We start from the raw sequence: 23915 nt of genomic DNA on the forward strand, positions 1-23915 counted from the left end.
GTTGCCTGTCAAGCGTTTATTTTGAAGTTTATTTCGAGAAACCCGTTCAACTTCAAACACTTGACTCGCTTCGATCTCTCGTAGCGGGAGGCGAATTCTACAGCGTTTCAACACGCTGTCAACCTTCTTCTCAACCGCTGCCGACCTGTTCGATCGTAGCCCTTACAGCACCACCCGAACTAGCTAACTCATTGAATCTCAAGGAGTTTCGCGTTCCGATGTCGCTGGAAGTGGGGCGCATTATAAGGGGATTCGAAACCGCGTCAACCATTAATTTCAGAAATCGTAAGATAAGTGCCTGTCACCTTCCAAGGCCACCTCAAGCCGCCCTCCCCTTGCTGCGGTTCACGCGCGCAAGCGAACGGGCAACAGCCGGTATCCTCAGCACCATCAACAACACCCCAATAAAGGCATAGACAGCCCACTCCCGCAGGTCAGATCGCACGATCCACAGGAAATGCAGCAGCCCCAGGCCCAGTACTGCGTAGACCAGCCTGTGCAGCTTCTTCCACCGCGCGCCCAGGCGGCGCTGGCTGTAGCGATTGGACGTGACCGCCAACACCAGCAAACCCAGCAAACCAAGGGCACCCACGATGATGTACGGTCGTTTGCGCAGTTCTACCGTCAACTGCCCCCAGTCCAACCCCAGAATGAAGAACAGGTACGCCAGCACATGCAACACGATGTAGGCAAACACCCACAGCCCGAGCTGACGTCGCACCACGATCCAGCCCGGCCAACCGGTAACCCGCTGCAATGGCGTCATGCACAGGCTGATTAACAGAAACACCAAGGCGCCCAACCCCAACCGGTCCACCAACACCTTGCCCGGATCAGGGCCCAACAGGCTGGCCGATGCCTCATACAGCCACCAGGCCGGAAATAAGCAGCCTGCCATGAATATACCTAGACGAAACCAGGGATATCTCATCAGTAGTTCTTCCGCAGATCCAGCCCGTCATACAGCGACGCCACCTCATCGGCATAGCCGTTGAACATCTGTGTCTCTCGCACATTGGGACTGAACAGCCCGCTAGGCAACCTGCGTTCACGAGCCTGGCTCCAGCGCGGGTGGTCGACGGTCGGGTTCACGTTGGCATAGAAGCCATACTCATCCGGAGCCAACCCCTGCCAAGTGGTTTTCGGTTGCTCTGCCACCAGGCTGATGCGCACGATCGACTTGATGCTTTTGAAGCCATACTTCCAGGGCACGACCAACCTGAGCGGGGCCCCGTTCTGGTTCGGCAGCTCCCGGCCATACATACCGACTGCCAGGATGGCCAGCGGATGCATCGCCTCGTCCAGGCGCAGCCCCTCTTCATAAGGCCAATCGATCAATGCAAAGCCAGAACGCTGGCCAGGCATGCTCTTGGGATCCTCGAGGGTTTCGAAACGGACGTAACGGGCCTTGGAGGTGGGTTCGACCTGCTTGAGCACGTGCGCCAAGGGGAAGCCCAGCCACGGAATGACCATCGACCACGCTTCCACGCAGCGAAGTCGATAGACACGCTCTTCGAGTTGGTAGGGTTTGACGAAGTCCTCCAGTGCATAGCGACCAGGTTTACCTACTTCCCCATCGATGACAACGCTCCAGGGTTCGGTCTTGAGGCTGCCTGCGTTGGCAGCCGGGTCGCCCTTGTCGGGCCCGAACTCATAGAAGTTGTTGTAGTGGGTGGCATCCTTGAAGGGGGTCACGGCTTCGTTCTGGGCCGTCACCGCCTGCCATCGGGTACCGGGCAGCTTTTCGGCAAACCAGGCAGGCGCCTTGCCAGCCTGTACGTCAGGGTAGCGAGACGGCTCGCCGGCCAGAACGTTGCCCGGCAGCGTGCCCAGTGCCAGACCCGCGAGCGAGCCACCCATCAGGGTGCGGCGTGAGAGATAGAGGCCTTCAGGGGTGATCTCCGACGCCTTGCATTCGCATGACCTGGGAAGCTTGATAAGCATGAGCGGCTCCATAGCACTGGGTAACGGATGTACCAGTAAGACTATGGAGCCGGAGGGTTATTCCACAATTAAGGGATTGTCACCCTTTGCGACGACGCGAGCGCAGCAGGAACTGGATAGGGCCGGAAGCCGCATAGGCCAGGAAGGCCAGCAGCAGAATGCGCGGAGGATCGCTGAAGACCACTGCGAACACCAGCACCACGGCAAGGATCGCCACGAAAGGCACGCGCCCCTTGAGGTCAAGTTCCTTGAAGCTGTTGTACTTGATGTTGCTGACCATCAGCATGCCCGCAGCCGCCACCAACAGCGCCACCAGGAACGAGAGCTTCGAGCCCTGGATGCCATAGTCGCTGAACGCCCATACCGTACCGGCCACCACGCCGGCTGCAGCGGGGCTGGCCAGGCCGATGAAGTAGCGTTTGTCGGCGGTGCCCACCTGTGTATTGAAACGCGCCAGGCGAAGCGCAGCACCGGCCACATAAATGAAGGCCACCATCCAGCCGACCTTGCCCATGTCACCCAGCGCCCAGCCAAAGGCCAGGAGCGCGGGGGCCACGCCGAAGGCGACCATGTCCGACAGCGAATCGTACTCGGCGCCGAAGGCGCTCTGGGTATTGGTCATGCGCGCTACCCGGCCATCGAGGCCATCGAGCACCATGGCCACGAAGATGGCGATGGCAGCAAAGGCAAAATACTTGCTCGCTTCGCGCGGGTCGCCAGCGCTCAGGGCGCTCTGTGCGTTCATCGAACTGATGATGGAATAGAAACCAGCGAACAGGTTCGCGGTGGTGAACAGGTTGGGCAGCAGATAAATGCCGCGATGACGCACCTTGCGCCCTTCGTCGTCATGCCCCTCTTCAATGTGCTCATCGACAGGTAGCAGGCTTTCGGCGTCGGAGGGCTTGTTCGGCTCTTCGGGACGTTCGCTCATGGAGGGTACCTTGCAACAGGATGGAAAAAGTTCGACACGGGCCCGCTAAACAGGTTCTGACGGCGGGCCACTGGTCTGCTTTATACCAGAAGCTGGCTGCCAGAACGAAAAAACGCGGCCTAAGCCGCGTTTTTCATCGTTCGATAAACCTTAGTTCTTGGTCTTGTCGACGATCTTGTTGGCCGAGATCCACGGCATCATCGAACGCAGCTTCTCGCCGATGACTTCGATGCCGTGCGCGGCGTTGTTACGGCGCTTGGCGGTCATCGATGGGTAGTTGGTAGCGCCTTCGGAGATGAACATCTTCGCGTACTCGCCGTCCTGGATGCGCTTGAGTGCATTGCGCATGGCTTTACGGGATTCTTCGTTGATGACTTCTGGACCGGTCACGTACTCGCCGTATTCGGCGTTGTTGGAGATCGAGTAATTCATGTTGGCGATACCGCCTTCGTACATGAGGTCAACGATCAGCTTCAGCTCGTGCAAGCACTCGAAGTAGGCCATTTCCGGGGCATAGCCGGCTTCGACCAGGGTCTCGAAACCAGCCTTGACCAGTTCGACGGTACCGCCACACAACACGGCCTGCTCGCCGAACAGGTCGGTTTCGGTCTCGTCCTTGAAGGTGGTTTCGATGATGCCGGTACGGCCACCGCCTACACCCGAGGCGTAGGACAAAGCGACGTTCTTGGCGTTGCCCGAAGCATCCTGGTAGATGGCGATCAGGTCAGGGATACCGCCACCTTTGACGAACTCGGAGCGCACGGTGTGACCTGGGGCTTTCGGCGCGATCATGATCACGTCGAGGTCGGCACGTGGAACCACCTGATTGTAGTGGATCGCGAAGCCATGGGAGAACGCCAGGGTAGCGCCCTTCTTGATGTTCGGTTCGATTTCCTGCTTGTACAGCTGGCCCTGGAATTCGTCCGGGGTCAGGATCATGACCAGGTCGGCAGCGGCGACTGCCGAAGCTACGTCGGTCACTTTCAGGCCGTGGGCTTCTGCCTTGGCAACGGTGGCCGAACCTTTGCGCAGACCGATAGTGACGTCCACACCGGAGTCTTTCAGGTTGCACGCCTGAGCGTGGCCCTGGGAGCCGTAGCCGATGATGGCGACTTTCTTACCCTGGATGATGGAAAGGTCGCAGTCTTTATCGTAGAAAACTTTCATGAAATACCCCTGGTTATATCCCGGCCCCAATGGAGCCATCGCTAATTTATTGTTGAATTCAGATGCTGAGCACTTTGTCGCCACGGGCAATGCCGGTAACGCCGCTGCGCACGGTTTCGAGAATCGATGCAGTGCCGATGGCCTGGATGAAGCTGTCCAGCTTGTCGCTGGTGCCGCTCAGCTGCACGGTGTACACGCTGGCAGTCACATCGACGATCTGGCCACGGAAGATATCCGTGGTGCGCTTTATCTCGGCACGCTGGGCACCGGTGGCCTTGACCTTGACCAGCATCAGCTCGCGTTCGATATGAGCGCTTTCCGACAGGTCGACAAGCTTGACCACTTCGACCAGCTTGTTCAGGTTCTTGGTGATCTGTTCGATCACTTCGTCATGGCCAACGGTGGTCAACGTCAGACGCGACAGGGTCGGGTCTTCGGTCGGCGCCACGGTCAGGCTTTCAATGTTGTAGTTGCGCTGGGAGAACAGGCCGACCACACGGGACAAGGCACCCGGTTCGTTTTCCAGCAGCAGGGAAATGATGTGCCGCATATCAGGTACGCTCCGTCTTGCTCAGCCACATGTCACGCATCGAACCGTCCTTGATCTGCATCGGATAGACATGCTCGCTGCGGTCAACCGCGATGTCGATGAACACCAGGCGATCCTTCATCGCGAAGGCCTCTTCAAGCTTGGGCTTGAGGTCCTTCAGGCTGGTGATGCGGATGCCCACATGGCCATAGGCCTCGGCCAGCTTGATGAAGTCAGGCAGCGACTCGACATAAGAGTGCGAGTGACGGCCGTTGTAAGCCATGTCCTGCCACTGGCGAACCATGCCCAGCACACCATTGTTCATGTTGACGATCTTGACCGGCAGGCCGTACTGCATGCAGGTCGACAGCTCCTGGATGTTCATCTGGATGCTGCCTTCACCGGTAACACAGGCAACGTCCTGATCCGGGAAATTGAGCTTGATGCCCATCGCTGCCGGGAAGCCGAAGCCCATCGTGCCCAGGCCACCGGAGTTGATCCAGCGGTTGGGTTTGTTGAAGCGGTAGTACTGGGCAGCGAACATCTGGTGCTGGCCCACGTCCGAGGTCACGAATGCATCGCCGTTGGTGACTTCGCACAGCGTCTCGATGACTTTCTGCGGCTTGATGACATTGCCGTCGCCCTTGTCATAAGGGAACAGTTCGCCATTGCCACGCCATTCATCGATCTGCTTCCACCAGGCATCCAGCGCCGCCTTCTCAGGCTGCTCGCCGATTTCCTTGAGAATGCCGATCATCTCGGACAACACGCTGTCCACTGGGCCAACGATCGGTACGTCGGCCTTGATCATCTTGGAGATCGAAGCCGGGTCGATGTCGATATGGATGATCTTGGCGTTCGGGCAGAACTTGGCCGGGCCGTTGACCACACGGTCGTCGAAACGCGCACCGACGGCGAAAATGACATCGGCGTTGTGCATGGCCATGTTGGCAGTGAAGCTGCCATGCATACCCAGCATGCCAAGGAACTGGCGATCGGTACCCGGGAAGCAGCCCAACCCCATCAGGGTATTGGTGACCGGCAGGTTCAGCGACTTGGCGATCTCGGTCAGGGACTCGGACCCACCACCCAGAATCACGCCGCCGCCGGCGTAGACGATCGGGCGCTTGGCGGCCAGCAACATTTCTGCTGCCTTGCGAATCTGCCCGGAATGCCCGCGTACGGCCGGGCTGTAAGAGCGCAGCTTGACCTTCTTGGGGTACACGTACTCGAATTTTTCGGCCGGGTTGGTCATGTCCTTGGGGATATCGACCACTACCGGACCTGGGCGGCCGGATTGCGCCAGGTAGAACGCTTTTTTCAGGATTTCCGGAATCTCGGTCGGGTTCTTGATCATGAAGCTGTGCTTCACGATAGGCCGGGAGATACCGATCATGTCGGTTTCCTGGAAGGCATCGGTACCTACCATGGTGCTAGGCACCTGGCCGGACAGGATGACCATCGGAATGGAGTCCATGTAGGCAGTGGCAATGCCCGTGATGGCATTGGTCGCACCCGGGCCGGACGTCACCAGCACCACGCCGGCCTTGCCGGTAGCGCGGGCGTAGCCGTCAGCCATGTGGGTCGCCGCCTGTTCGTGGCGAACCAGGATGTGCTCGACTTCCGGTTCCTTGAACAGCGCGTCGTAGACGTGCAGGAGAGCACCACCAGGGTACCCGTAGATGTGCTTAACGCCTTCGTCACGCAAGAAGCGGACGACCATCTCAGCGCCAGATAAAAGCTCCACGTTGTTCACCTCTAAAACGCCAGAATACCGCCCCAACAGGCGGGTCTTAATAGGTTTACTGCCAAGCAGAGCATGAGCGAACGTCAGCACTGACTGAGCAAGTATTGGGAGCTCCCCAGAGTGTTGCGGGGGTTTCCCACCCAGCGCGAGGTAACGCGTTGCGGGGTGTAACAGGTCGGCGCGGGTGTGCGCCTCATGATCTGCTTAGCGGGTCTGCTTCTGGCAGTCCCACTACAGCGGAAGTTGGATTCTTGTGATTTGGCGGCGACAAGTCAAGAAAAATTATTGCCAATTTTCAGCCAAGATGAATTCCTGGCACCACTAAAAATCACTAAAGCAGCAGAAAAATTAAGATTTCCATAAAAAAGGGCCACAATCTGCGGCCCTTGAAGGAAAATTGGAATAAATCAGGCGGTCGAGGCGATCAATTGGTCGAATGCTGCCAACAGCCGGCGCAGCTCCCGGCTCTGCTCCGGTCGATTCACGAACACGGTTTCAGCCATGGTGAGGATCCCCGACGCGTTGGGCAATGGGTGACCCAACTCGATAATGATCTTCATGCGCGGCAGAAAAATCCACTGCAGCCACTGCTCGAAACGCAGGGTGTCGACCGCGAAGGGCACCGTGCTCTGCAGTGCATTGTCCTCAGGCGCCTCGTCGTCCCACCAACCTTGCACCTGCAACTCACGCTCGATCAGCATCAGGTGGTCGGCAACGGCCAGTACCCGCGGCTGCACCGTCACGAGCTCACCCGTGCTTTTTGCCGTGCCTGCGCTGCCCCGGCACTGTCGCCTTGCTTTTCACGCGCCTGGGCGATCGTGTTCCACAACTCGGCCTGAAGACTCGGACGCCCATTGGCATAGGTCAGCGCACGACGCGCCAACTGCTCGGCCTGCGGGGCGTCACCCTGGGACAGCCTGACCTGCGCCAACCGGTAGAGTACCTGCGGCTCCCGCGGCGCGATCCGCTGGGCCCGCTCTAGGCTCGAGGCAGCGCCGTTGAAATCGCCGCTGCCCTGCTGCGTCTGGGCGGTGGTCAGCAGTGCCAGCACCGGCCCATCGAGCTGTTCGTCAGCAGACAACCCGCCGCCAGCGCCGCTTCGCGGAATACCGGTTGGCGCGCTGCTGGCCTTGGGGGCCGACGCGCTGTTCATCGACGCAATATCGAAAGGCTCGTCGGCAATGGGGTTAGGGTCAGTGGTGATCGGCTGGGCGTTGACCGGCTCGGTAGTAATCGGCGTCGTGCTGGTAGGCGCCGCGCCATTGCCCGCAGGGAACGTCTGGATGCCGGACGCCCCGGCCCCCTGGGGAATCATCACCGTGACGCCGGAGTCTTCCGGCAGGGTCTGCGCCTGGGGCGTGCCGGCATTGATGCCAGGGGCCTGGCGCTTGGCCGTGACGCGCTCGCTGTTGGACACGCGGGTACTGGAGTCGACCACCGGTATATTGCCGCGAGGCACGCTGGAGCACCCCTGGAGCACCACCAGCGCCGTCACGGCAGGAAACAGCCACTTGTTCACGTCACACCTCTTCAATGCAGCCTGTGCTTAATTCATCCAGCCCTTGACCCAGTCCATGACCGATTCAGCTGGATTCTGCTCGCCGCCACAGGTCGCGCCGGCAGGCGGTTCACTCCCGCGAATATACGGCATCTGCACGGCGCCCGGACAGCTGCTGTCAGACCCCTGGCCGCTGTAGGGATCAATCCAGGCCTGCACCACGTTATCGGGCTGGGGCATGTCGAGCGGCAGTGGGTCGGCTTTTTTCATGAAGCTGGTCCACACCTGCAGCGCGCCGGTAGCGCCGGTGAAGGGCGTTTTACCGTTGTCGTCGCGCCCCATCCAGACCACCGCCAGCAGGTCCTGGCTGAAGCCTGAGAACCAGCTGTCACGCGAATCGTTGCTGGTACCGGTCTTGCCCGCCAGGGTGAGGGTACGCGGCAAGGTGTTGTACACCGAGCGCCCGGTGCCTTCCCGCATGACCCGCTGCATGGCGTTCTGCACCAGGTAGATGGCCGCAGGGTCGAATGTCTGCTGGATCTGGAACGGATAGCGCTTGAGCGGCTCGCCTTCGGCCGTCAGTACGCTGCGAATACCGCGCATCGGCGTGTTGAAGCCACCGTTGGCCAGGGTCTGGTACATGGTCGCGACCTGCATCGGCGACATTCCGCCTGCACCCAGCAACATCGATGGGAACGCCGGCCAGTCCACGTCCACGCCCAGTCGCCCAATGGTCTTGATCACGTTCGGCACACCCACTTCCAGGCCAAGCTTGGCGGTGGAGAGGTTGTACGAATGCGCCAGCCCCTGGTACAGGTAGATGGTGCCGTGCGAACGCCTGTCGTAGTTCTGCGGGCGCCACACCTGTCCGTTGGCAGCCTTGACCGAGAACGGTTCGTCCTGCACCCAGCTGGTCAGGGTGTACTTGCTCGGCTGCTCGAGGGCCGTCAGGTACACCGCCGGTTTGACCAGAGAACCAATCGGGCGCACGGCATCGATGGCGCGGTTGAAGCCGGCAAAGCCCGACTGGCGGCTGCCGATCAGGGCCTGCACCTCGCCGGTTTCAGGGTTGGTCACGACCATCGCCGATTCCACCTCGTCGGCGCCCTTGCGCCCGGCCAGGCGCTTGAAGGTCTCGTTCATCGAGGTTTCGGCTTTCATCTGCAGGATCGGGTCGAAGCTGGTGAAAATTCGCAGCCCCTCTTCGGTCAAGTCTTCGTCGCGGTAGTCCTGGCGCAGCTGGCGCTTGACCAGGTCCAGGAAGGCCGGGAACGAACTGTCGGCCAAGCTGCCGCGCTTGGTGACGCCCAGGGGCATCTTCTTCGCCGCATCCACTTCGGCCTGGCTGGCCACGCCCTGTTCGGCGACCAGGTCCAGTACCAGGTTACGCCTGGCCAACGCACGTTCCGGGTAACGGCGCGGGTTGTAGTAGGACGGGCCCTTGACCATGCCGACCAACAATGCGATCTGGTGCAGCTTGAGCTCGGACAACGGCTGGCTGAAGAAGAACTGGCTGGCCAGGCCGAAACCATGCACGGCACGCTGGCCGTCCTGGCCGACGAACACTTCGTTGAGGTAGGCCTCCAGGATCTCGCGCTTGTCGTAATGCAGTTCCAGCAAGACCGCCATCATCGCCTCGGTCAGCTTGCGGCTCAGGCTGCGCTCACTGGTGAGGTAGAAGTTCTTGACCAGCTGCTGGGTCAGGGTACTGCCGCCCTGGCGCATCGATCCGGACGAGGTATTGACCCACATGGCCCGGGCGATGGATTTGGGGGACACGCCCATGTGACTGTAGAAATCACGGTCTTCGGTGGCCACAAGGGTTTCGAGCAGGTACTTGGGCACCTGGTCGATCTTGATCAGGATGCGATCCTCGAGGTTCTTGGGGTAGATGCCGCCGATCATCAGCGGCTCGAGCCGGACCACATCCAAGGCCTTGCCATTGGCGCCCGCAAGCCCTGCCACGTAATCACCGGAAAACCGTACACGCACGAACTGGGCAGGTTCCATGCCCTCATAGAACTGGAAGCCACGGGTATTGAGGTCCACCGTGTTGCCGTTCACCGCTGCCGCGCCTGGCCCGTTGGCGGCACTTTCACGGCGATAACCCAGCGCGTCGAGTTCGGTGAGGAAATCATCCTTGCTCAGTTTCTGGCCGGTGAACAGCTCCAGCGGCCTGGCATACACCTTGGCAGGGATGGTCCAGCGCTTGCCAGAAAACTTTTCCTGCACGACGGCATCGAGGTAGACCGCGAAGCCGGCGATGATCACCAAGCCGACCAGGCTGAGCTTCAAAGCCCAGCCCAGCCAGGCACGGGAGCGGCCGGTCGGGCGTTTTTTAGGGGGACGGGAATTTCGAGATCGAGTCATGACGGCGGATTATACGCACTTTACTGAGGCTGGGCAGGCGGCCCGGCGGTAGGCAGGGACGGCACCATTGACCATAATGGCCGATTCGAATTCCCTGCCCCCGGAAGGATTTCCCGTGAGCCAAGCCCTCATCACTGCGTTGCAGAACCCTGCCCTGTACCCCCACCCCGTGGATGGGTTCCACCTCATCGAGACGCATATCTCCTGGGTATTGCTCACGGGTGAGTATGCCTACAAGATCAAGAAGCCGATGAACTTCGGCTTCCTCGACTTCACCCACCTGGATCAGCGCCAGCACTTCTGTAACGAAGAACTGCGCCTGAATCAGCGCCTGACCGATGGTCTGTACCTGGAGGTGCTGCCGATCACCGGCAGCGCCGACGCCCCGCAGATCGGTGGAGAGGGCCAGGCAATCGAATTCGCCTTGAAAATGCGCCAGTTCCCGCAGGGACAGATGCTCTCCACGCTCCAGGCCAACGGTGAGCTAACCGCTGCCCATGTCGACCAGATGGCCCGCCAGATCGCCGAATTCCACCTGCAAGCGCCTCGCGTGCCCGTGGAGCACCCGCTGGGTACGCCCGAGAGCGTGATGGCACCGGTGGAACAGAACTTCGAACAGATCCGTCCGTTTCTGAGCGACAAGGCCGATCTGCAACAGCTCGACGCCCTGCAAGCCTGGGCCCGCAGCAGTTTCGACCGTTTGCATGGGCTGCTCGAACGCCGCAAGGCCGAAGGTTTCATTCGCGAATGCCACGGTGACATTCACCTGGGCAATGCCACGCTGATTGATGGCCAGGTGGTGATCTTCGATTGCATCGAGTTCAATGAGCCCTTCCGCCTGACCGACGTCTATGCCGACACCGCCTTCCTGGCCATGGACCTGGAGGACCGCGGGCTCAAGTGCCTGGCCCGGCGTTTCATCAGTCAGTACCTGGAACTGACCGGGGACTATGAAGGGCTGGAATTGCTCAATTTCTACAAGGCCTACCGCGCACTGGTGCGTGCCAAGGTCGCGCTGTTCAGCATGCCTGCCGACGCCGATGGCGTACAGAAGGCCACGACCCTGCGCACCTACCGCAACTACGCCAATCTCGCAGAAAGCTACAGCGCCATCCCTTCACGCCTGCTGGCCATTACCCATGGGGTTTCGGCTGTCGGCAAGAGCCACGTAGCCATGCGCCTGGTCGAAGCGCTGGGCGCCGTGCGCGTGCGCTCGGATGTGGAACGCAAACGTCTGTTCGGCGAGCAGGCGCAAGACGCGACGGGCCAGTTGAGCGCAGGCATCTACGACCAAGAGGCCAGTACTGCCACTTACCAGCGCCTTCATCAGATTGCGGCTACTGTGCTGCGGGCAGGCTTACCGGTGGTGCTCGACGCCACCTACCTCAAGCATGCACAGCGCCAGGCTGCCGCCGACGTCGCCAGCCAAACTGGCGTACCGTTCCTGATCCTCGATTGCCATGCCCCGGATGCCGTGATCAGCAGCTGGTTGCAGCAACGCCAGGCGCAGAGCCAGGACCCGTCGGACGCCACTCTGGAAGTCGTCCAGGCCCAGCAGGCAAGCCGTGAGCCGTTGGCTGCCGAGGAAGTCGCGTTGAGCACGCCGGTAGACACCCAGGCGAGCAGCAGCATGGACCATGTCATCGAGCAAATCCGTCAGCGCTTGCCCGGGCTCTGATGCCTGACACGGCAAGACGCCATTTCAAGCAACGCGCCTTCGACCTGCGGCCTTGTTAAAAGGCCGCGCACTTGTCCTGCCCCGCTACACTTCCTCTAGCGGTATCCGCTCTTTCCTCAACCATCGCAAGGAGGCGTGATGAGCGAGGATCTTTACTGCCTGAAAAACCTTGGCAAGACTTCAGTCCAGTGGCTGAAGGCTGCCGGGGTGCAAAGTTCGTCGGATTTGCGGCGGCTTGGCGCAGTCCAGGCCTACCTAACGGTGAAGGCTCGCGGCTTTCGCGCTACCAAGGTCCTGCTGTTCGCCATCGAGGGCGCCCTGCTGGATGTGAACTGGAGAGCACTGCCGCATGCGCGCAAGGCGGCACTGCTCGAACAGTTGGAATCCGCGACTCAGCGCGGGGCGAAAAATAAAGTGCAATAAGCTATTGACCCACGAATGAGAATCGTTATGATTATCACAACTGGTCGCGAGACTGGTTGGATAACCTCAGAGCCCTTGGTTCGGACTCTCAGATTATCTCCTCATCAGGCTAATCACGGTTATTGACCCGGCAATTTGCCGGGTCTTTTTTTGCATGGCTGTCAGGTCGAATGTCCGACCGACTTCATGAACACATTCGGCTTCTATTTCAGCGGGCGATGACCAATGGATGCCCCCGCTCAGGATGCGCCTGCACGATGACGTCGATTCCGAAGACGGCCTTCAGCGCCTTTGGGGTGAGCACACTGGCAGGGCTGTCCAGGGCGTAACTGCGTCCCTGTTCCAGTAACAGGATCCGGTCGCAGTACCGTGCTGCAAGATTAAGGTCATGCAGAATGAGCAAAACGCCAGCGCCACGGTCCGCGAAACGACGCACCGCCTCCAGGGTCGTGTGTTGGTGCAGCGGGTCGAGCATGGAGGTCGGCTCGTCGAGCAGCAACGTCACGCCCTCTTCCCCCGGCCACAACTGCGCCATCACCCGTGCCAGGTGCACCCGCTGGCGCTCGCCGCCCGACAACGCCAAATAACTGCGCTGTGCAAGGTGTGCCGCGTCTGCCGCCTGCAAGGCCGCCTCCACAATCTGCGCGTCACGCTGGCGCCCGGTGGCGTGTGGCATGCGCCCCATGCCCACGACGTCCTGCACCTGGAAGGCAAAGCCTAGGCTGGCTACCTGCGGCAACACCGCCAACCGTTGCGCGCGCTCGGGGCCGGCCCAGTCCGACAGCGCTCGCCCTTGCAGCGTCACCCGCCCCTGCGCAGGCACGAGTTCGCCACTGAGCGCCCCCAGCAGGCTGCTCTTGCCCGCACCGTTAGGGCCCAACACACCGACGATCTGCCCAGGCGCCAGCTGCAGATCGATACCCCGCAGAACGTCCTGTTGACCACGGCGCAGGTAGAGGCCTTCGGCTTGCAGCATCACGCGCGTCCTCGGATCAGCAGGTACAGGAAAAACGGTGCGCCAATGAAGGCAGTGACGATACCGATGGGAAGCTCGGCAGGCGCCAACAGCAGCCGCGCAACCAGATCGGCCATCAGCATCAAAGCCCCCCCTGCCAACAACGAGGCAGGCAATACCACCCGATGGTCAGGGCCGGCCAGCAGTCGCACCAGGTGCGGGACCACCAGGCCAACGAAACCGATCAAGCCGGCTGCAGCCACTGCCGCCCCGACGCCCAATGCCGTGCAGAACACCAACTCCCGCTTCAAGCGCTCGACGTCGATACCCAGATGCCGGGCTTCGGACTCCCCCAGCATCAACACATTGAGCGCCCTCGCCCGGCGAGGCAGCCAGAGCGAGATGCCCGTCGCGACCAGCAGCAGAGGCCAGATCCGCGCGTAACTGGCGCCATTGAGGCTGCCCAGGTTCCAGAACGTCAGGGTGCGCAGGGTGGCGTCATCGGCCAGGTAGCTGAAAAGCCCCACGGTCGCGCCGCCCAGTGCGGTCATGGCGACCCCGGCCAGCAGCATGGTAGCCACATTGGTCTGCCCGTCGCGCCTACCCAGCCGGTAGACCAGCGCGGTTACACCCAGTCCGCCCAGAAACGCACACAGCGACAACAGATACGGTGACAAACCCTCGGGGACGTTACCCAGCCACCGAGCCCCAACGATCGCGACTGCCGCCCCAACCGCCGCTCCGGCCGCCACGCCCACCAGCCCAGGGTCTGCCAGTGGGTTGCGAAACAACCCCTGCATGGCCACCCCGGACAAGGCCAGCACTGCGCCTACAGCCAGCCCCAGCAGCGTGCGCGGTAGGCGGATCTGGCCAATGATCATCTGCGCCTGCTGCAAACCCTCCGCTGAAAGCGGCACACCCACAAGCCGCAAGCTGGCCTGCAGCGTATCGGTCAACGGCAGGCTTACGGGCCCCAACGACAACGAAAGCAGGATGGCGAGCATGCATGCCAAGCCCAGCCAGATGAACAACGTGCGCGGTCGAACCCGTGGCCTCATGGCGCGAAGCGGATGTTGGCCGAAGGATAGAACGCTGCCGCCAGCACCTGAAGGCTGGCGGGCAAGCGCGGCCCCAGCCCTCCGACCAGCAGGGTCGGGTCGAGCTGAACCAGACGCTGATCGCGCACTGCACGCGAGGCGGCCAGTGCAGGGTTTTCTTTCAACAGAGCCTGCAAGGCGGCTTGATCGGCGAGCACGCGGTCCGAAAACACGATGACATCCGGGTCCAACGCCGCGAGCGCCTCGCTGGAAAAGTCCTTGTAGCCCTGATGGGTTGCAAGGTTACGTCCCCCGGCCTGCTTCAAGACCCAGTCCCCTGCCGTGCCGGCGCCTGCCAGCAGCGGCCTGGCACCTGCATGACCTACCAGCAACACCACCCCGGGCGCGGGCTGCCCGGCTTGTGCCTGGCGTACGTTGTCGTGCAGCTGATCGAGCTGATGGCGAAAGTCTGAGGCTGCACGTGCAGCGCGTGTCTCGGCCCCAAGCAGCTCGCCCAGGCGCTTGAGGTTCTGCCCGACGGCATCGATATCAGGCTGGCTGGAGAACACCTCGACGGGCACGCCGGCCCTGGTGATTTGCGCCAGCACCGGCGCCGGGCCCATTTCATCCGTACCTATCAACCTATCCGGGCGCAGGCTCAGAATGCCTTCAGCGGACAACTGGCGCTGATAACCAATGCTGGGCAGCGCTTTCAATGAGGCTGGGTGTTGGCTGGTGGTATCGACGCCGACCAGCCGCGGCTCAGCGCCCAACGCCACCACCCACTCGCTCAAGGCGCCGCCCGCACTGACCCAGCGGCTCGGCTGGTCGGCTGCCAGGGCCTTGGCGCAGAGCAGTGGGCTGGCGGCGAGAACAAGCACGGCGGCAAGGCGACGCATCATTGGATTTCCTTCATCGGTTTGGCCCCCACACCTTGTAGCGGGCGGCAGAACTGCGCACCATGCAAAGCCAGGCGCAGCGAATGACAGCCATTTGATAATTGTTCGCATTGACGCGTCAAGTCGATCACCGCACCCAGAGTCAGGCCTGCCATGCACTTTCTTTGCCCCTCCCACGGCTTGCCCGAAGGCCAGAGCCGCCCGTTCGACGTAGACGGCGTCCTCCTGCTGGGCGTTCGCCGCCAAGGTAGCGTTTATCTCTACCGCAACCGCTGCCCGCACCGTGGCATTGCCTTGAACGGGCCACAGGAACGATTTCTGGACGAAAGCAACAGCCTTATTCACTGTAGCCACCACGGCGCGCTGTTTCTGATCGAAACGGGCGAATGTGTGTCCGGGCCTTGCGAAGGCGAGGCGTTGCAGGCCCTGGACTGCCTCGAAGACAGCCAGGGCATCTGGCTCAAGGCGTAAGGATCACCGGCAGGCGCCGGTCAATGACGATGCCCTCGGCATCCAGCCGGGTCCCATAGGCCAGCACTTCGACCCCCTCGGCCGCCGCAGCCTTCAGGGCCTGGGCATAGGCCAGGTCGATGTCATCGGCCGGTCGCACGGCCTCGATACCCGTCAGGTTCACGCAATACAGCTGAACCGCCCGTATGCCCTGGCGCGCCAGCTTGGCCAGCTCGCGCAGGTGCTTGGCACCGCGCTGGGTGACGGCGTCCGGAAACGCTGCCGTGGTGCTGTCGGCGTAACCCAAGGTCACGCTTTTGACTTCCACATAAGCCGGTGCACCGTCGAATTCCAGACGAAAATCGATACGACTGCCTTCTTCACCGTAGGCCACCTCCCGCTTGAGTACAGTGAAACCTGCCAGTTCGGTGATGATGCCCGCACGCAGCGCCTCCTCCACCAATGGGTTGGCGCGCCCGGTGTTGACGCAGGCCAGCCTCCCTTGTGGGGTTTCGCTGATTTCCCAGGTGCCTGGCAGTTTGCGTTTCGGGTCGCTGGAGCGACTGAACCACACCAGGCCACCCTCGTGCATGCAATTGAGCATGGAGCCGGTGTTGGGGCAATGAATCGTCAGTTGCTCGCCAGTGGGCAGTTCGATGTCGGCCAGAAAGCGCTTGTACCGGCGCAGCAGCCGACCTTGTTCAAGGGCAGGAGAAAAACGCATCAGCCCTGCCAGCTCTGCAGGCCACGGGCGATACGCTGGACCGCTTGTTCCAGACGCGGGAGGCTCTGGGTGTAGGCGAAACGTACATGATGGCCGGCCAGGTGGCGACCGAAGTCCAGCCCCGGGGTAAACGCCACGTGTTCGGTTTCCAGGAAATGTCGACAGAACGCGAAGGCATCCCCCCCGAAGGCGCTGATATCGGCATACAGGTAGAACGCGCCCTGGGGCTCCACGGCGATTTTGAAACCCAGGCTGCGCAGGGCTGGCAGCAGGTAGTCACGGCGTTTGGCAAATTCTGCCCGGCGCGCCTCGAAGATTCCGAGCGCCTCCGGCTGGAAGCAGGCCAGCGCGGCGTGTTGGGCCATGCTGGGTGCGCTGATGTACAGGTTTTGCGCCAGTTTCTCAAGGTCAGCCACGGCATCTTCGGGTGCCACCAACCAACCCAGGCGCCAGCCGGTCATGCCGAAATATTTGGAAAAGCTATTTAGCACGAAGGCCGAATCGTCGACTTCGAGCACGCTGGGCGCGTCCATGCCATAGGTCAGGCCGTGGTAGATCTCGTCCACAACCAGATGACCGGCGCGGGCGCGCGTGGCCTGGGCAAGGCCGGTCAGCTCATCACGCCCCAGTACAGTCCCCGTCGGGTTGGCAGGTGAAGCCACCAGAGCGCCGACCGTATCGGCGTTCCAGTGTGTGTGCACCAGCCCTGCATCGAGCTGATAGTTCACCTCAGGCCCTACCGGCACCAACTGCGCCCCACCCTCGACCAGGCGCAGGAAGTGGCGATTGCACGGGTAGCCCGGGTCGGCCAGCAGCCAATGTTTGCCGGGATCGACCAGCAGGCTGCTGGCCAGCAGCAGCGCACCGGAGCCACCTGGCGTGATCAGGATGCGCTCCGGGTCAACGTCAAGACCATAGCGCTGGCCATAGAAACCGGCGATTGCCTGGCGCAGTGCAGGCAGACCACGGGCGGCTGTGTACCGGGTGTGGCCTTCGGCAAGGGCGGCCTGCCCTGCGGCGACGATGGGCGCTGCCGTGGTGAAGTCCGGCTCGCCGATCTCGAGGTGGATCACGTCATGCCCGGCTGCCTGCAGCTCATTGGCACGCGCCAGCAGCGCCATGACATGGAAGGGTTCGATGGCGCGGCTGCGCGCACTGTAGGGTTGGGCCATGTCCTTCTCTCAATCGGGTTTAAACTTTGGATTCTACCCTTGCATGCAATCGAACGTACGGTTTGCGCCGGTGTCAGTAAGCAGGATCGGGCGGGCTAGCGCACCCCCGATCTATCTGGTAAGTTCGGCGGCTCGCAGTCGCAGGGCCGGCGGGTGCCGGAGATGGAGCAGCCTGCGCATTGGATCAGATGAGTGAGAGGCGGTCTATTCATGTCCACCGTAGAAAAGCAAAAAGCCCAGACCATGTACGGTGTCGAGCCATACGTAGAATCCAAGGGCGAAGAGTACATGGGCGAGCCCATGAAAAAGCACTTCACCAAGCTTCTCGGCGCCTGGAAGCAAGAGCTGATGACCAGTGTGGACCGCACTGTGGATCACATGAAGGACGAGGCAGCCAACTTCCCCGACCCGGCCGACCGCGCCAGCCAGGAAGAAGAATTCGCCCTTGAGCTGCGCAACCGCGATCGCGAGCGCAAGCTGATCAAGAAAATCGACAAGACCCTCGACAAGATCAAAGCCGAAGAGTACGGCTGGTGCGAGTCGTGCGGCATCGAGATCGGCCTGCGCCGCCTGGAAGCCCGCCCTACCGCCGACCTGTGCTTCGACTGCAAGGAAATTGCCGAGAAGAAAGAAAAGACCGTCGGCAAAGGCTGATCGTCTTCTTCTCCAGCCGGGGCGCATCATGCGCCCCGCTTCATTTATATGCCCTGCCCGACCATGACCCAGTCCCGTTATACCGGCCGCTTCGCCCCCACACCCAGCGGTTTCCTGCACTTCGGCTCCCTGGTAGCCGCCCTGGCTTCCTGGCTGGACGCCCGAGCCGTGGACGGGCGTTGGCTGCTGCGCATGGAGGACACCGACCCGCCACGGGAAATGCCCGGCGCGCGCGATGCCATCTTGCAAACCCTGGAACGCTACGGCCTGGAATGGGATGGCGAAGTGGCCTTTCAGAGCCAGCGCTTTGATGCCTATGCCAGCGTGGTCGACCGCCTGTTCAACATGGGCCTGGCCTACGCCTGCACCTGTTCGCGCAAGCAGCTGGAAGCGTACGGCGGTATCTACCCCGGTTTTTGTCGCAATGCCGGGCACGCCCGCGAAGGTGCGGCCATTCGTATCCGGGTGCCGGAGCTGACCTACCGTTTCACCGACCGGGTGCAAGGTGAGTACCAGCAGCACCTGGGCCAGGAAGTGGGCGACTTCGTCATCCAGCGCCGTGACGGGCTTTATGCCTATCAGTTGGCAGTGGTGCTCGATGACGCCTGGCAGGGCATCACCGACATCGTGCGCGGTGCCGACCTGCTCGACAACACCCCCCGTCAGTTGTACCTGCAGGAGCTGCTGGGTTTCACGCAGCCGCGCTATCTGCATGTGCCGCTGATCGTCCAGCCTGATGGCCACAAGCTGGGCAAGTCCTATCGCTCGCCGCCCCTGCAGGCCGACCAGGCTACCCCGCTGCTGCTGCGGGCGCTCAGGGCACTGGGCCAGGACACGCCCGCGCAGCTCGCAAGCGCCACCCCAGCCCAAGTGCTGGCCTTGGCACGTGCCCAGTGGCGGCCCGAACGCATTGCCCAGCGCACTACGGTCCCTGAGGCCGACTTGCACTAGGCCGGGTTTCAATAACCCGCCCGCCTGAATCAAAAGGCCATGAAATTCAAACCCTTGGCCAACGCTGCCGATTCCCGCTAGCATCCGCCACGCCATATGCGCCAATAATAGATCCACACCCGCAGCGCCCAACCGTCGAGGCCCGCATGTACATCTATCGTTTGGTCCTGCTTCTGGTCGTGGGGATCTACCTGTTCTCCCCGGCCATCATGGACTGGTGGATCGAGCCCACCGGAGCCTGGTACCGTCCGTACCTGCTCTGGCTCATCCTGATCGTCGTCACTTTCATCCTGCAGAGCCAACGAGATGCCGATGAGCTTTAGCCTGACCCAGATGATCCTGATCAGTGCCGGCTACCTGCTGGTGCTGTTCGGCGTGGCCTGGGTCAGCGAACGCGGCTTGATACCGCGCTCGATCATCCGCCACCCCCTGACCTACACCTTGTCGCTGGGGGTGTATGCCAGCGCCTGGGCGTTCTACGGATCGGTGGGGCTGGCCTACCAGTACGGCTATGGCTTCCTGGCCTGTTACCTGGGGGTTTCAGGGGCATTCCTGCTGGCGCCGGTGTTGCTGTATCCGATCCTTAAAATCACCCGTACCTACCAGTTATCGTCCCTGGCCGACCTGCTGGCCTTCCGCTTTCGCAGCACCTGGGCCGGGGCGCTGACCACGGTGATCATGCTGATCGGGGTATTGCCGCTGCTTGCTCTGCAGATCCAGGCCGTGGCCGATTCCATCAGCATCCTCACCGGGGAGCCGGTCAAGGCCCGGGTAGCGTTCGCTTTCTGTGCCCTTATCATCCTGTTCACCATCTTCTTCGGCTCAAGGCACATCGCCACCCGTGAGAAGCACGAGGGGCTGGTCTTCGCCATCGCCTTCGAGTCGGTGATCAAGCTCATCTCCCTGGGTGGCATCGGCCTTTATGCGCTGTATGGTGTCTTCGGCGGGCCCCATGGCCTGGAGGTCTGGCTGCTGCAGAACCAGACGGCGCTGGCGGCCCTGCACACGCCTTTGCAGGAGGGCCCGTGGCGCACCTTGCTGCTGGTGTTCTTCGCCTCGGCGATCGTCATGCCGCACATGTACCACATGGCGTTCACCGAAAACCTCAACCCGCGTTCGCTGGTCAGCGCCAGCTGGGGGCTGCCGCTGTTTCTGCTGCTGATGAGCCTGGCCGTGCCCCTGGTGCTATGGGCCGGCTTGCGCCTGGGCGCCAGTACCAACCCGGAATACTTCACCCTGGGGCTGGGCATCGCGGCCAACAACCAGGCCTTGGCCCTGTTGGCCTATGTCGGGGGGCTTTCGGCAGCCAGCGGGCTGATCATCGTGACCACCCTCGCCCTCTCGGGCATGGCGCTCAACCACCTGGTCCTGCCCCTGTACCAGCCGCCTGCAGAGGGCAACATCTACCGCTGGCTGAAGTGGACGCGCCGGGCCTTGATCGTGGCCATCATCACCGCCGGTTTCATGTTCTACCTTACCCAGAGCAACCACCAGAGCCTGGCCAACCTGGGCATCGTCGCGTTCGTGGCCACCTTGCAGTTCCTGCCGGGGGTCCTGTCGGTGCTGTACTGGCCTACGGCGAATCGGCGGGGGTTCATTGCCGGTCTGGTGGCGGGCACCCTGGTGTGGATGGGCACCATGCTGCTGCCACTGCTGGGTAACCTGCAGGGTTTCTACATTCCCTTGCTGGACATGATCTACGTGCTGGACGACACCAGTTGGCACATGGCAGCCATTGCATCGCTGGCCGCCAACGTGCTGCTGTTCACCTTGATCTCCCTGTTCACCAATGCCAGCAACGAAGAGGTGGCCGCTGCCGAAGCCTGCGCCGTCGACAACGTCCGCCGCCCCCAGCGCCGCGAACTGCATGCGGCCTCGCCGCAGGAGTTCGCCACCCAACTGGCCAAGCCACTGGGCGCCAAGGCCGCACAGAAGGAAGTGGAGCAAGCCCTGCGCGACCTGTACCTGCCCTTCGACGAGCGGCGCCCCTACGCCCTGCGTCGGCTGCGCGACCGCATCGAGGCCAACCTCTCCGGCCTGATGGGCCCAAGCGTGGCCCAGGACATGGTGGAGACCTTCCTGCCTTACAAGTCGGGCAATGAAAACTATGTGACTGAAGACATCCACTTCATCGAAAGCCGGCTGGAGGACTACCACTCGCGCCTGACCGGCCTGGCTGCCGAACTCGACGCGTTGCGCCGCTATCACCGCCAGACGCTTCAGGAGCTGCCGATGGGGGTATGCTCCCTGGCCAAGGACCAGGAAATCCTCATGTGGAACAAGGCCATGGAAGAGCTGACCGGCATTGCTGCCAAGCACGTGGTCGGTTCGCGCCTGATCACCATTGCCGAACCCTGGCGTGGGCTGCTGCAAGGCTTCATCAATGTGCCGGATGAACACTTGCACAAACAGCGCCTGGCCCTGGACGGCCAGCCGCGCTGGCTGAACCTGCACAAGGCCGCCATCGACGAACCGCTGGCCCCAGGCAACAGTGGCCTGGTGCTGCTGGTGGAAGACCTGACCGAAACCCAGGCCCTGGAAGAGAAGCTGGTGCACTCCGAACGCCTGGCGAGCATCGGCCGCCTGGCGGCGGGTGTGGCCCACGAGATCGGCAACCCGATCACCGGCATCGCCTGCCTTGCGCAGAACCTGCGCGAGGAGCGCGAAGGTGATGGAGAAATCATCGAGCTGTCCAGCCAGATCCTCGAACAGACCAAGCGGGTGTCGCGCATCGTGCAATCGCTGATGAGCTTCGCCCACGCAGGCGGCAGCCATCAAAACAGCGAAGAGCCCGTGTGCCTGGCAGAAGTGGCCCAGGATGCCATTGGCCTGCTGGCCTTGAATCGGCGTAACTTCGAGGTGCAGTTCTTCAACCTGTGCGACCCCGACCACTGGGCAGAGGGTGACCCGCAACGCATGGCCCAGGTGCTGATCAATCTGCTGTCCAACGCGCGGGACGCGTCTCCACCCGGCAGCGCGATTCGCGTGCGCACCGTGGGCTGCGAGCACACGGTCGACCTGATCGTGGAGGACGAGGGCAGCGGCATTCCGAAGAACATCATGGATCGCCTGTTCGAACCCTTCTTCACCACCAAGGACCCTGGCGAGGGAACTGGGCTGGGCCTTGCGCTGGTCTATTCCATCGTGGAGGAGCATTATGGACAAATCACCATCGACAGCCCGGCCGATATCGAACGGCAACGTGGCACCCGGATCCGCGTGACCCTGCCCCGGCATGTCGTAGCGACGTCCCCTGAAAATCGAGACCGTCGAGAGAATTGAATCAATGCCGCATATTCTGATCGTCGAAGACGAAACCATCATCCGCTCGGCCCTGCGACGCCTGCTCGAACGGAACCAGTACCAAGTCAGCGAAGCCGGCTCGGTGCAGGAAGCACAGGAACGCTTCAGCATTGCGACCTTCGACCTGATCGTCAGCGACCTGCGCCTGCCCGGTGCCCCCGGTACCGAGCTGATCAAGCTCGGCGAGGGCAGGCCGGTGCTGATCATGACCAGCTACGCAAGCCTGCGCTCGGCAGTGGACTCGATGAAAATGGGTGCGGTCGACTACATCGCCAAACCGTTCGATCATGATGAAATGCTCCAGGCCGTTGCGCGCATCCTGCGTGATCGGCCAAGCGCGCCACCTGCAGCCCCTGAGCCACGCCTGGCCTCCGCCAAGGCTGCCCCCGCGGATAAAGGCAACGCACCGGCCACCAATGGGGATATCGGCATCATCGGTTCCTGCGCCCCCATGCAGGACATGTTCAGCAAGATCCGCAAGGTCGCCCCTACCGACTCCAATGTGCTGATCCAGGGTGAGTCAGGTACCGGCAAGGAACTGGTCGCCCGTGCGCTGCACAACCTGTCGCGACGGGCCAAGGCACCGATGATCTCGGTCAACTGCGCAGCGATTCCCGAGACGCTCATCGAGTCCGAGCTGTTCGGTCATGAAAAGGGCGCCTTTACCGGTGCCAGCGCAGGTCGGGCTGGGCTGGTGGAGGCCGCTGACGGCGGCACCCTGTTCCTTGACGAGATCGGCGAACTCCCGCTCGAAGCCCAGGCGCGCCTGTTGCGCGTGCTTCAGGAAGGCGAGATTCGGCGGGTGGGTTCGGTGCAGTCACAAAAGGTCGACGTGCGCCTGATCGCGGCCACTCACCGGGACCTGAAAAACCTGGCCAAGGCCGGTCAGTTCCGTGAAGACTTGTACTACCGCTTGCATGTGATCGCGCTGAAGCTACCTGCCCTGCGCGAGCGCGGCAGCGATGTGAACGAAATTGCCAGTGCCTTCCTGGCCCGCCAGTGCGCGCGGATCGGGCGTGACGACCTGCACTTCTCACCCGAGGCAGAGCAGGCCATTCGTCATTACAGCTGGCCCGGCAACGTGCGAGAACTGGAAAATGCCGTGGAACGCGCAGTCATCCTGAGCGAAAGCCCGGAAATTTCGGCGGAGCTGTTGGGCATCGACATCGAGCTCAGCGATCTGGACGAGGACGAGCTGCTCGACAGTGCGCTGACCGTAGCCAGTGCCGCCACGGCCAGTCATGAGCCGACCGAAGATTTGTCGCTGGAGGACTACTTCCAGCATTTCGTGCTCGAGCACCAGGACCATATGACCGAGACCGAGCTGGCACGCAAGCTGGGTGTCAGTCGCAAGTGCCTTTGGGAGCGCAGGCAGCGCCTGGGCATTCCACGCCGCAAAAGCAACGCCACCAGCGAGAACTGATTCGACCGGGCAGGAGGCGTCTCCTGCCCGTCTTCGGTCACCCTGCAAGGTTCTTCCCCG

General features: G+C 62.0%; 23 protein-coding genes. 8 read left to right on the forward strand and 15 right to left on the reverse strand.

Annotated elements, in window-relative coordinates; genetic code table 11:
- Positions 1-319: 319 nt before the first annotated feature.
- The 9 genes from msrQ to mrcB all read right to left on the reverse strand — a co-directional run bounded on the left by msrQ (position 320) and on the right by mrcB (position 10186).
- On the reverse strand, positions 320-931 hold the full coding sequence (gene msrQ, locus ACK59L_RS18135) for a protein-methionine-sulfoxide reductase heme-binding subunit MsrQ (RefSeq protein ID WP_196135839.1): 612 nt from the start codon (positions 929-931) through the stop codon (positions 320-322).
- Entirely contained in the window at positions 931-1944 is a 1014-nt protein-coding gene (gene msrP / locus ACK59L_RS18140) for a protein-methionine-sulfoxide reductase catalytic subunit MsrP (RefSeq protein ID WP_409275181.1), read from the reverse strand. The genes msrQ and msrP overlap by 1 nt, the downstream gene beginning before the upstream one ends.
- A gap of 79 nt (positions 1945-2023) precedes the next feature.
- Positions 2024-2875 carry a CDP-diacylglycerol--serine O-phosphatidyltransferase gene (gene pssA / locus ACK59L_RS18145; protein WP_023533151.1) on the reverse strand — a complete coding sequence of 284 codons (852 nt, stop codon included), beginning with the start codon at positions 2873-2875 and terminating at the stop codon, positions 2024-2026.
- 150 nt (positions 2876-3025) lie between these two features.
- Positions 3026-4042 (reverse strand): ketol-acid reductoisomerase, encoded by a 1017-nt coding sequence (gene ilvC / locus ACK59L_RS18150; RefSeq protein ID WP_058604733.1) that lies wholly within the window; start codon positions 4040-4042, stop codon positions 3026-3028.
- 58 nt (positions 4043-4100) lie between these two features.
- Positions 4101-4592: an acetolactate synthase small subunit gene (ilvN, locus tag ACK59L_RS18155; RefSeq protein WP_003250040.1), complete on the reverse strand. Its 492-nt coding sequence runs from the start codon at positions 4590-4592 to the stop codon at positions 4101-4103.
- 1 nt (position 4593) lies between these two features.
- Positions 4594-6318 (reverse strand): acetolactate synthase 3 large subunit, encoded by a 1725-nt coding sequence (locus tag ACK59L_RS18160; protein ID WP_058639204.1) that lies wholly within the window; start codon positions 6316-6318, stop codon positions 4594-4596.
- A 407-nt stretch (positions 6319-6725) separates the two neighbouring features.
- On the reverse strand, positions 6726-7055 hold the full coding sequence (locus tag ACK59L_RS18165; RefSeq protein ID WP_409275209.1) for a YqcC family protein: 330 nt from the start codon (positions 7053-7055) through the stop codon (positions 6726-6728).
- A 2-nt stretch (positions 7056-7057) separates the two neighbouring features.
- On the reverse strand, positions 7058-7837 hold the full coding sequence (locus tag ACK59L_RS18170) for a tetratricopeptide repeat protein (RefSeq protein ID WP_409275184.1): 780 nt from the start codon (positions 7835-7837) through the stop codon (positions 7058-7060).
- A gap of 27 nt (positions 7838-7864) precedes the next feature.
- Positions 7865-10186, reverse strand: coding sequence for a penicillin-binding protein 1B (gene mrcB / locus ACK59L_RS18175; RefSeq protein ID WP_409275186.1), 2322 nt, complete (start codon positions 10184-10186; stop codon positions 7865-7867).
- 115 nt (positions 10187-10301) lie between these two features.
- Between mrcB and ACK59L_RS18180 the strand changes: the two genes are divergently transcribed.
- Together ACK59L_RS18180 and ACK59L_RS18185 are read left to right on the forward strand one after the other, a co-directional pair.
- Positions 10302-11864, forward strand: coding sequence for an AAA family ATPase (locus tag ACK59L_RS18180; RefSeq protein ID WP_409275188.1), 1563 nt, complete (start codon positions 10302-10304; stop codon positions 11862-11864).
- A 138-nt stretch (positions 11865-12002) separates the two neighbouring features.
- Positions 12003-12287 (forward strand): TfoX/Sxy family protein, encoded by a 285-nt coding sequence (locus ACK59L_RS18185; RefSeq protein ID WP_409275190.1) that lies wholly within the window; start codon positions 12003-12005, stop codon positions 12285-12287.
- A gap of 208 nt (positions 12288-12495) precedes the next feature.
- Here the strand turns inward: ACK59L_RS18185 and ACK59L_RS18190 are convergent, their stop codons facing one another.
- The 4 genes from ACK59L_RS18190 to ACK59L_RS18205 are packed head-to-tail and all read right to left on the reverse strand — an operon-like array spanning position 12496 to position 15333.
- Entirely contained in the window at positions 12496-13263 is a 768-nt protein-coding gene (locus ACK59L_RS18190) for a heme ABC transporter ATP-binding protein (RefSeq protein ID WP_058639178.1), read from the reverse strand.
- Positions 13263-14246 carry a FecCD family ABC transporter permease gene (locus ACK59L_RS18195; protein WP_409275192.1) on the reverse strand — a complete coding sequence of 328 codons (984 nt, stop codon included), beginning with the start codon at positions 14244-14246 and terminating at the stop codon, positions 13263-13265. The genes ACK59L_RS18190 and ACK59L_RS18195 overlap by 1 nt, the downstream gene beginning before the upstream one ends.
- A 50-nt stretch (positions 14247-14296) precedes the next feature.
- Positions 14297-15181 carry a hemin ABC transporter substrate-binding protein gene (locus ACK59L_RS18200; RefSeq protein WP_409275194.1) on the reverse strand — a complete coding sequence of 295 codons (885 nt, stop codon included), beginning with the start codon at positions 15179-15181 and terminating at the stop codon, positions 14297-14299.
- Entirely contained in the window at positions 15178-15333 is a 156-nt protein-coding gene (locus ACK59L_RS18205) for a hypothetical protein (protein ID WP_153302481.1), read from the reverse strand. Before ACK59L_RS18205 ends, ACK59L_RS18200 begins: the two co-directional genes overlap by 4 nt.
- On the opposite strand from ACK59L_RS18205, the gene ACK59L_RS18210 reads away from it, so the two are divergent.
- Entirely contained in the window at positions 15332-15649 is a 318-nt protein-coding gene (locus ACK59L_RS18210; protein ID WP_409275196.1) for a Rieske (2Fe-2S) protein, read from the forward strand. The genes ACK59L_RS18205 and ACK59L_RS18210 overlap by 2 nt on opposite strands.
- Here the strand turns inward: ACK59L_RS18210 and sfsA are convergent.
- Entirely contained in the window at positions 15639-16352 is a 714-nt protein-coding gene (gene sfsA, locus ACK59L_RS18215; RefSeq protein WP_409275198.1) for a DNA/RNA nuclease SfsA, read from the reverse strand. The two genes, ACK59L_RS18210 and sfsA, sit on opposite strands and share 11 nt — an antisense overlap.
- Positions 16352-17524 carry a pyridoxal phosphate-dependent aminotransferase gene (locus ACK59L_RS18220; RefSeq protein WP_409275200.1) on the reverse strand — a complete coding sequence of 391 codons (1173 nt, stop codon included), beginning with the start codon at positions 17522-17524 and terminating at the stop codon, positions 16352-16354. The genes sfsA and ACK59L_RS18220 overlap by 1 nt, the downstream gene beginning before the upstream one ends.
- A gap of 210 nt (positions 17525-17734) precedes the next feature.
- Here ACK59L_RS18220 and dksA point away from each other — a divergent pair, with 210 nt between their 5' ends.
- From dksA to ACK59L_RS18245, 5 genes are all read left to right on the forward strand, one after another.
- Positions 17735-18178, forward strand: coding sequence for an RNA polymerase-binding protein DksA (gene dksA / locus ACK59L_RS18225; protein WP_409275202.1), 444 nt, complete (start codon positions 17735-17737; stop codon positions 18176-18178).
- A gap of 63 nt (positions 18179-18241) precedes the next feature.
- Complete coding sequence (gene gluQRS, locus ACK59L_RS18230; RefSeq protein ID WP_409275204.1) at positions 18242-19129, forward strand: tRNA glutamyl-Q(34) synthetase GluQRS; 888 nt, start codon at positions 18242-18244, stop codon at positions 19127-19129.
- A 146-nt stretch (positions 19130-19275) separates the two neighbouring features.
- Positions 19276-19452 carry a hypothetical protein gene (locus ACK59L_RS18235; RefSeq protein WP_003250005.1) on the forward strand — a complete coding sequence of 59 codons (177 nt, stop codon included), beginning with the start codon at positions 19276-19278 and terminating at the stop codon, positions 19450-19452.
- Positions 19436-22411, forward strand: a complete 2976-nt coding sequence (locus tag ACK59L_RS18240) for an ATP-binding protein (protein WP_409275206.1) — start codon at positions 19436-19438, stop codon at positions 22409-22411. Before ACK59L_RS18235 ends, ACK59L_RS18240 begins: the two co-directional genes overlap by 17 nt.
- A gap of 4 nt (positions 22412-22415) precedes the next feature.
- On the forward strand, positions 22416-23855 hold the full coding sequence (locus ACK59L_RS18245; RefSeq protein WP_167338623.1) for a sigma-54 dependent transcriptional regulator: 1440 nt from the start codon (positions 22416-22418) through the stop codon (positions 23853-23855).
- The last annotated feature ends 60 nt before the right edge of the window (positions 23856-23915 follow it).

Source organism: Pseudomonas sp. KCJK9111 (genome assembly GCF_046231935.1).
GTDB lineage: Bacteria > Pseudomonadota > Gammaproteobacteria > Pseudomonadales > Pseudomonadaceae > Aquipseudomonas > Aquipseudomonas parafulva_B.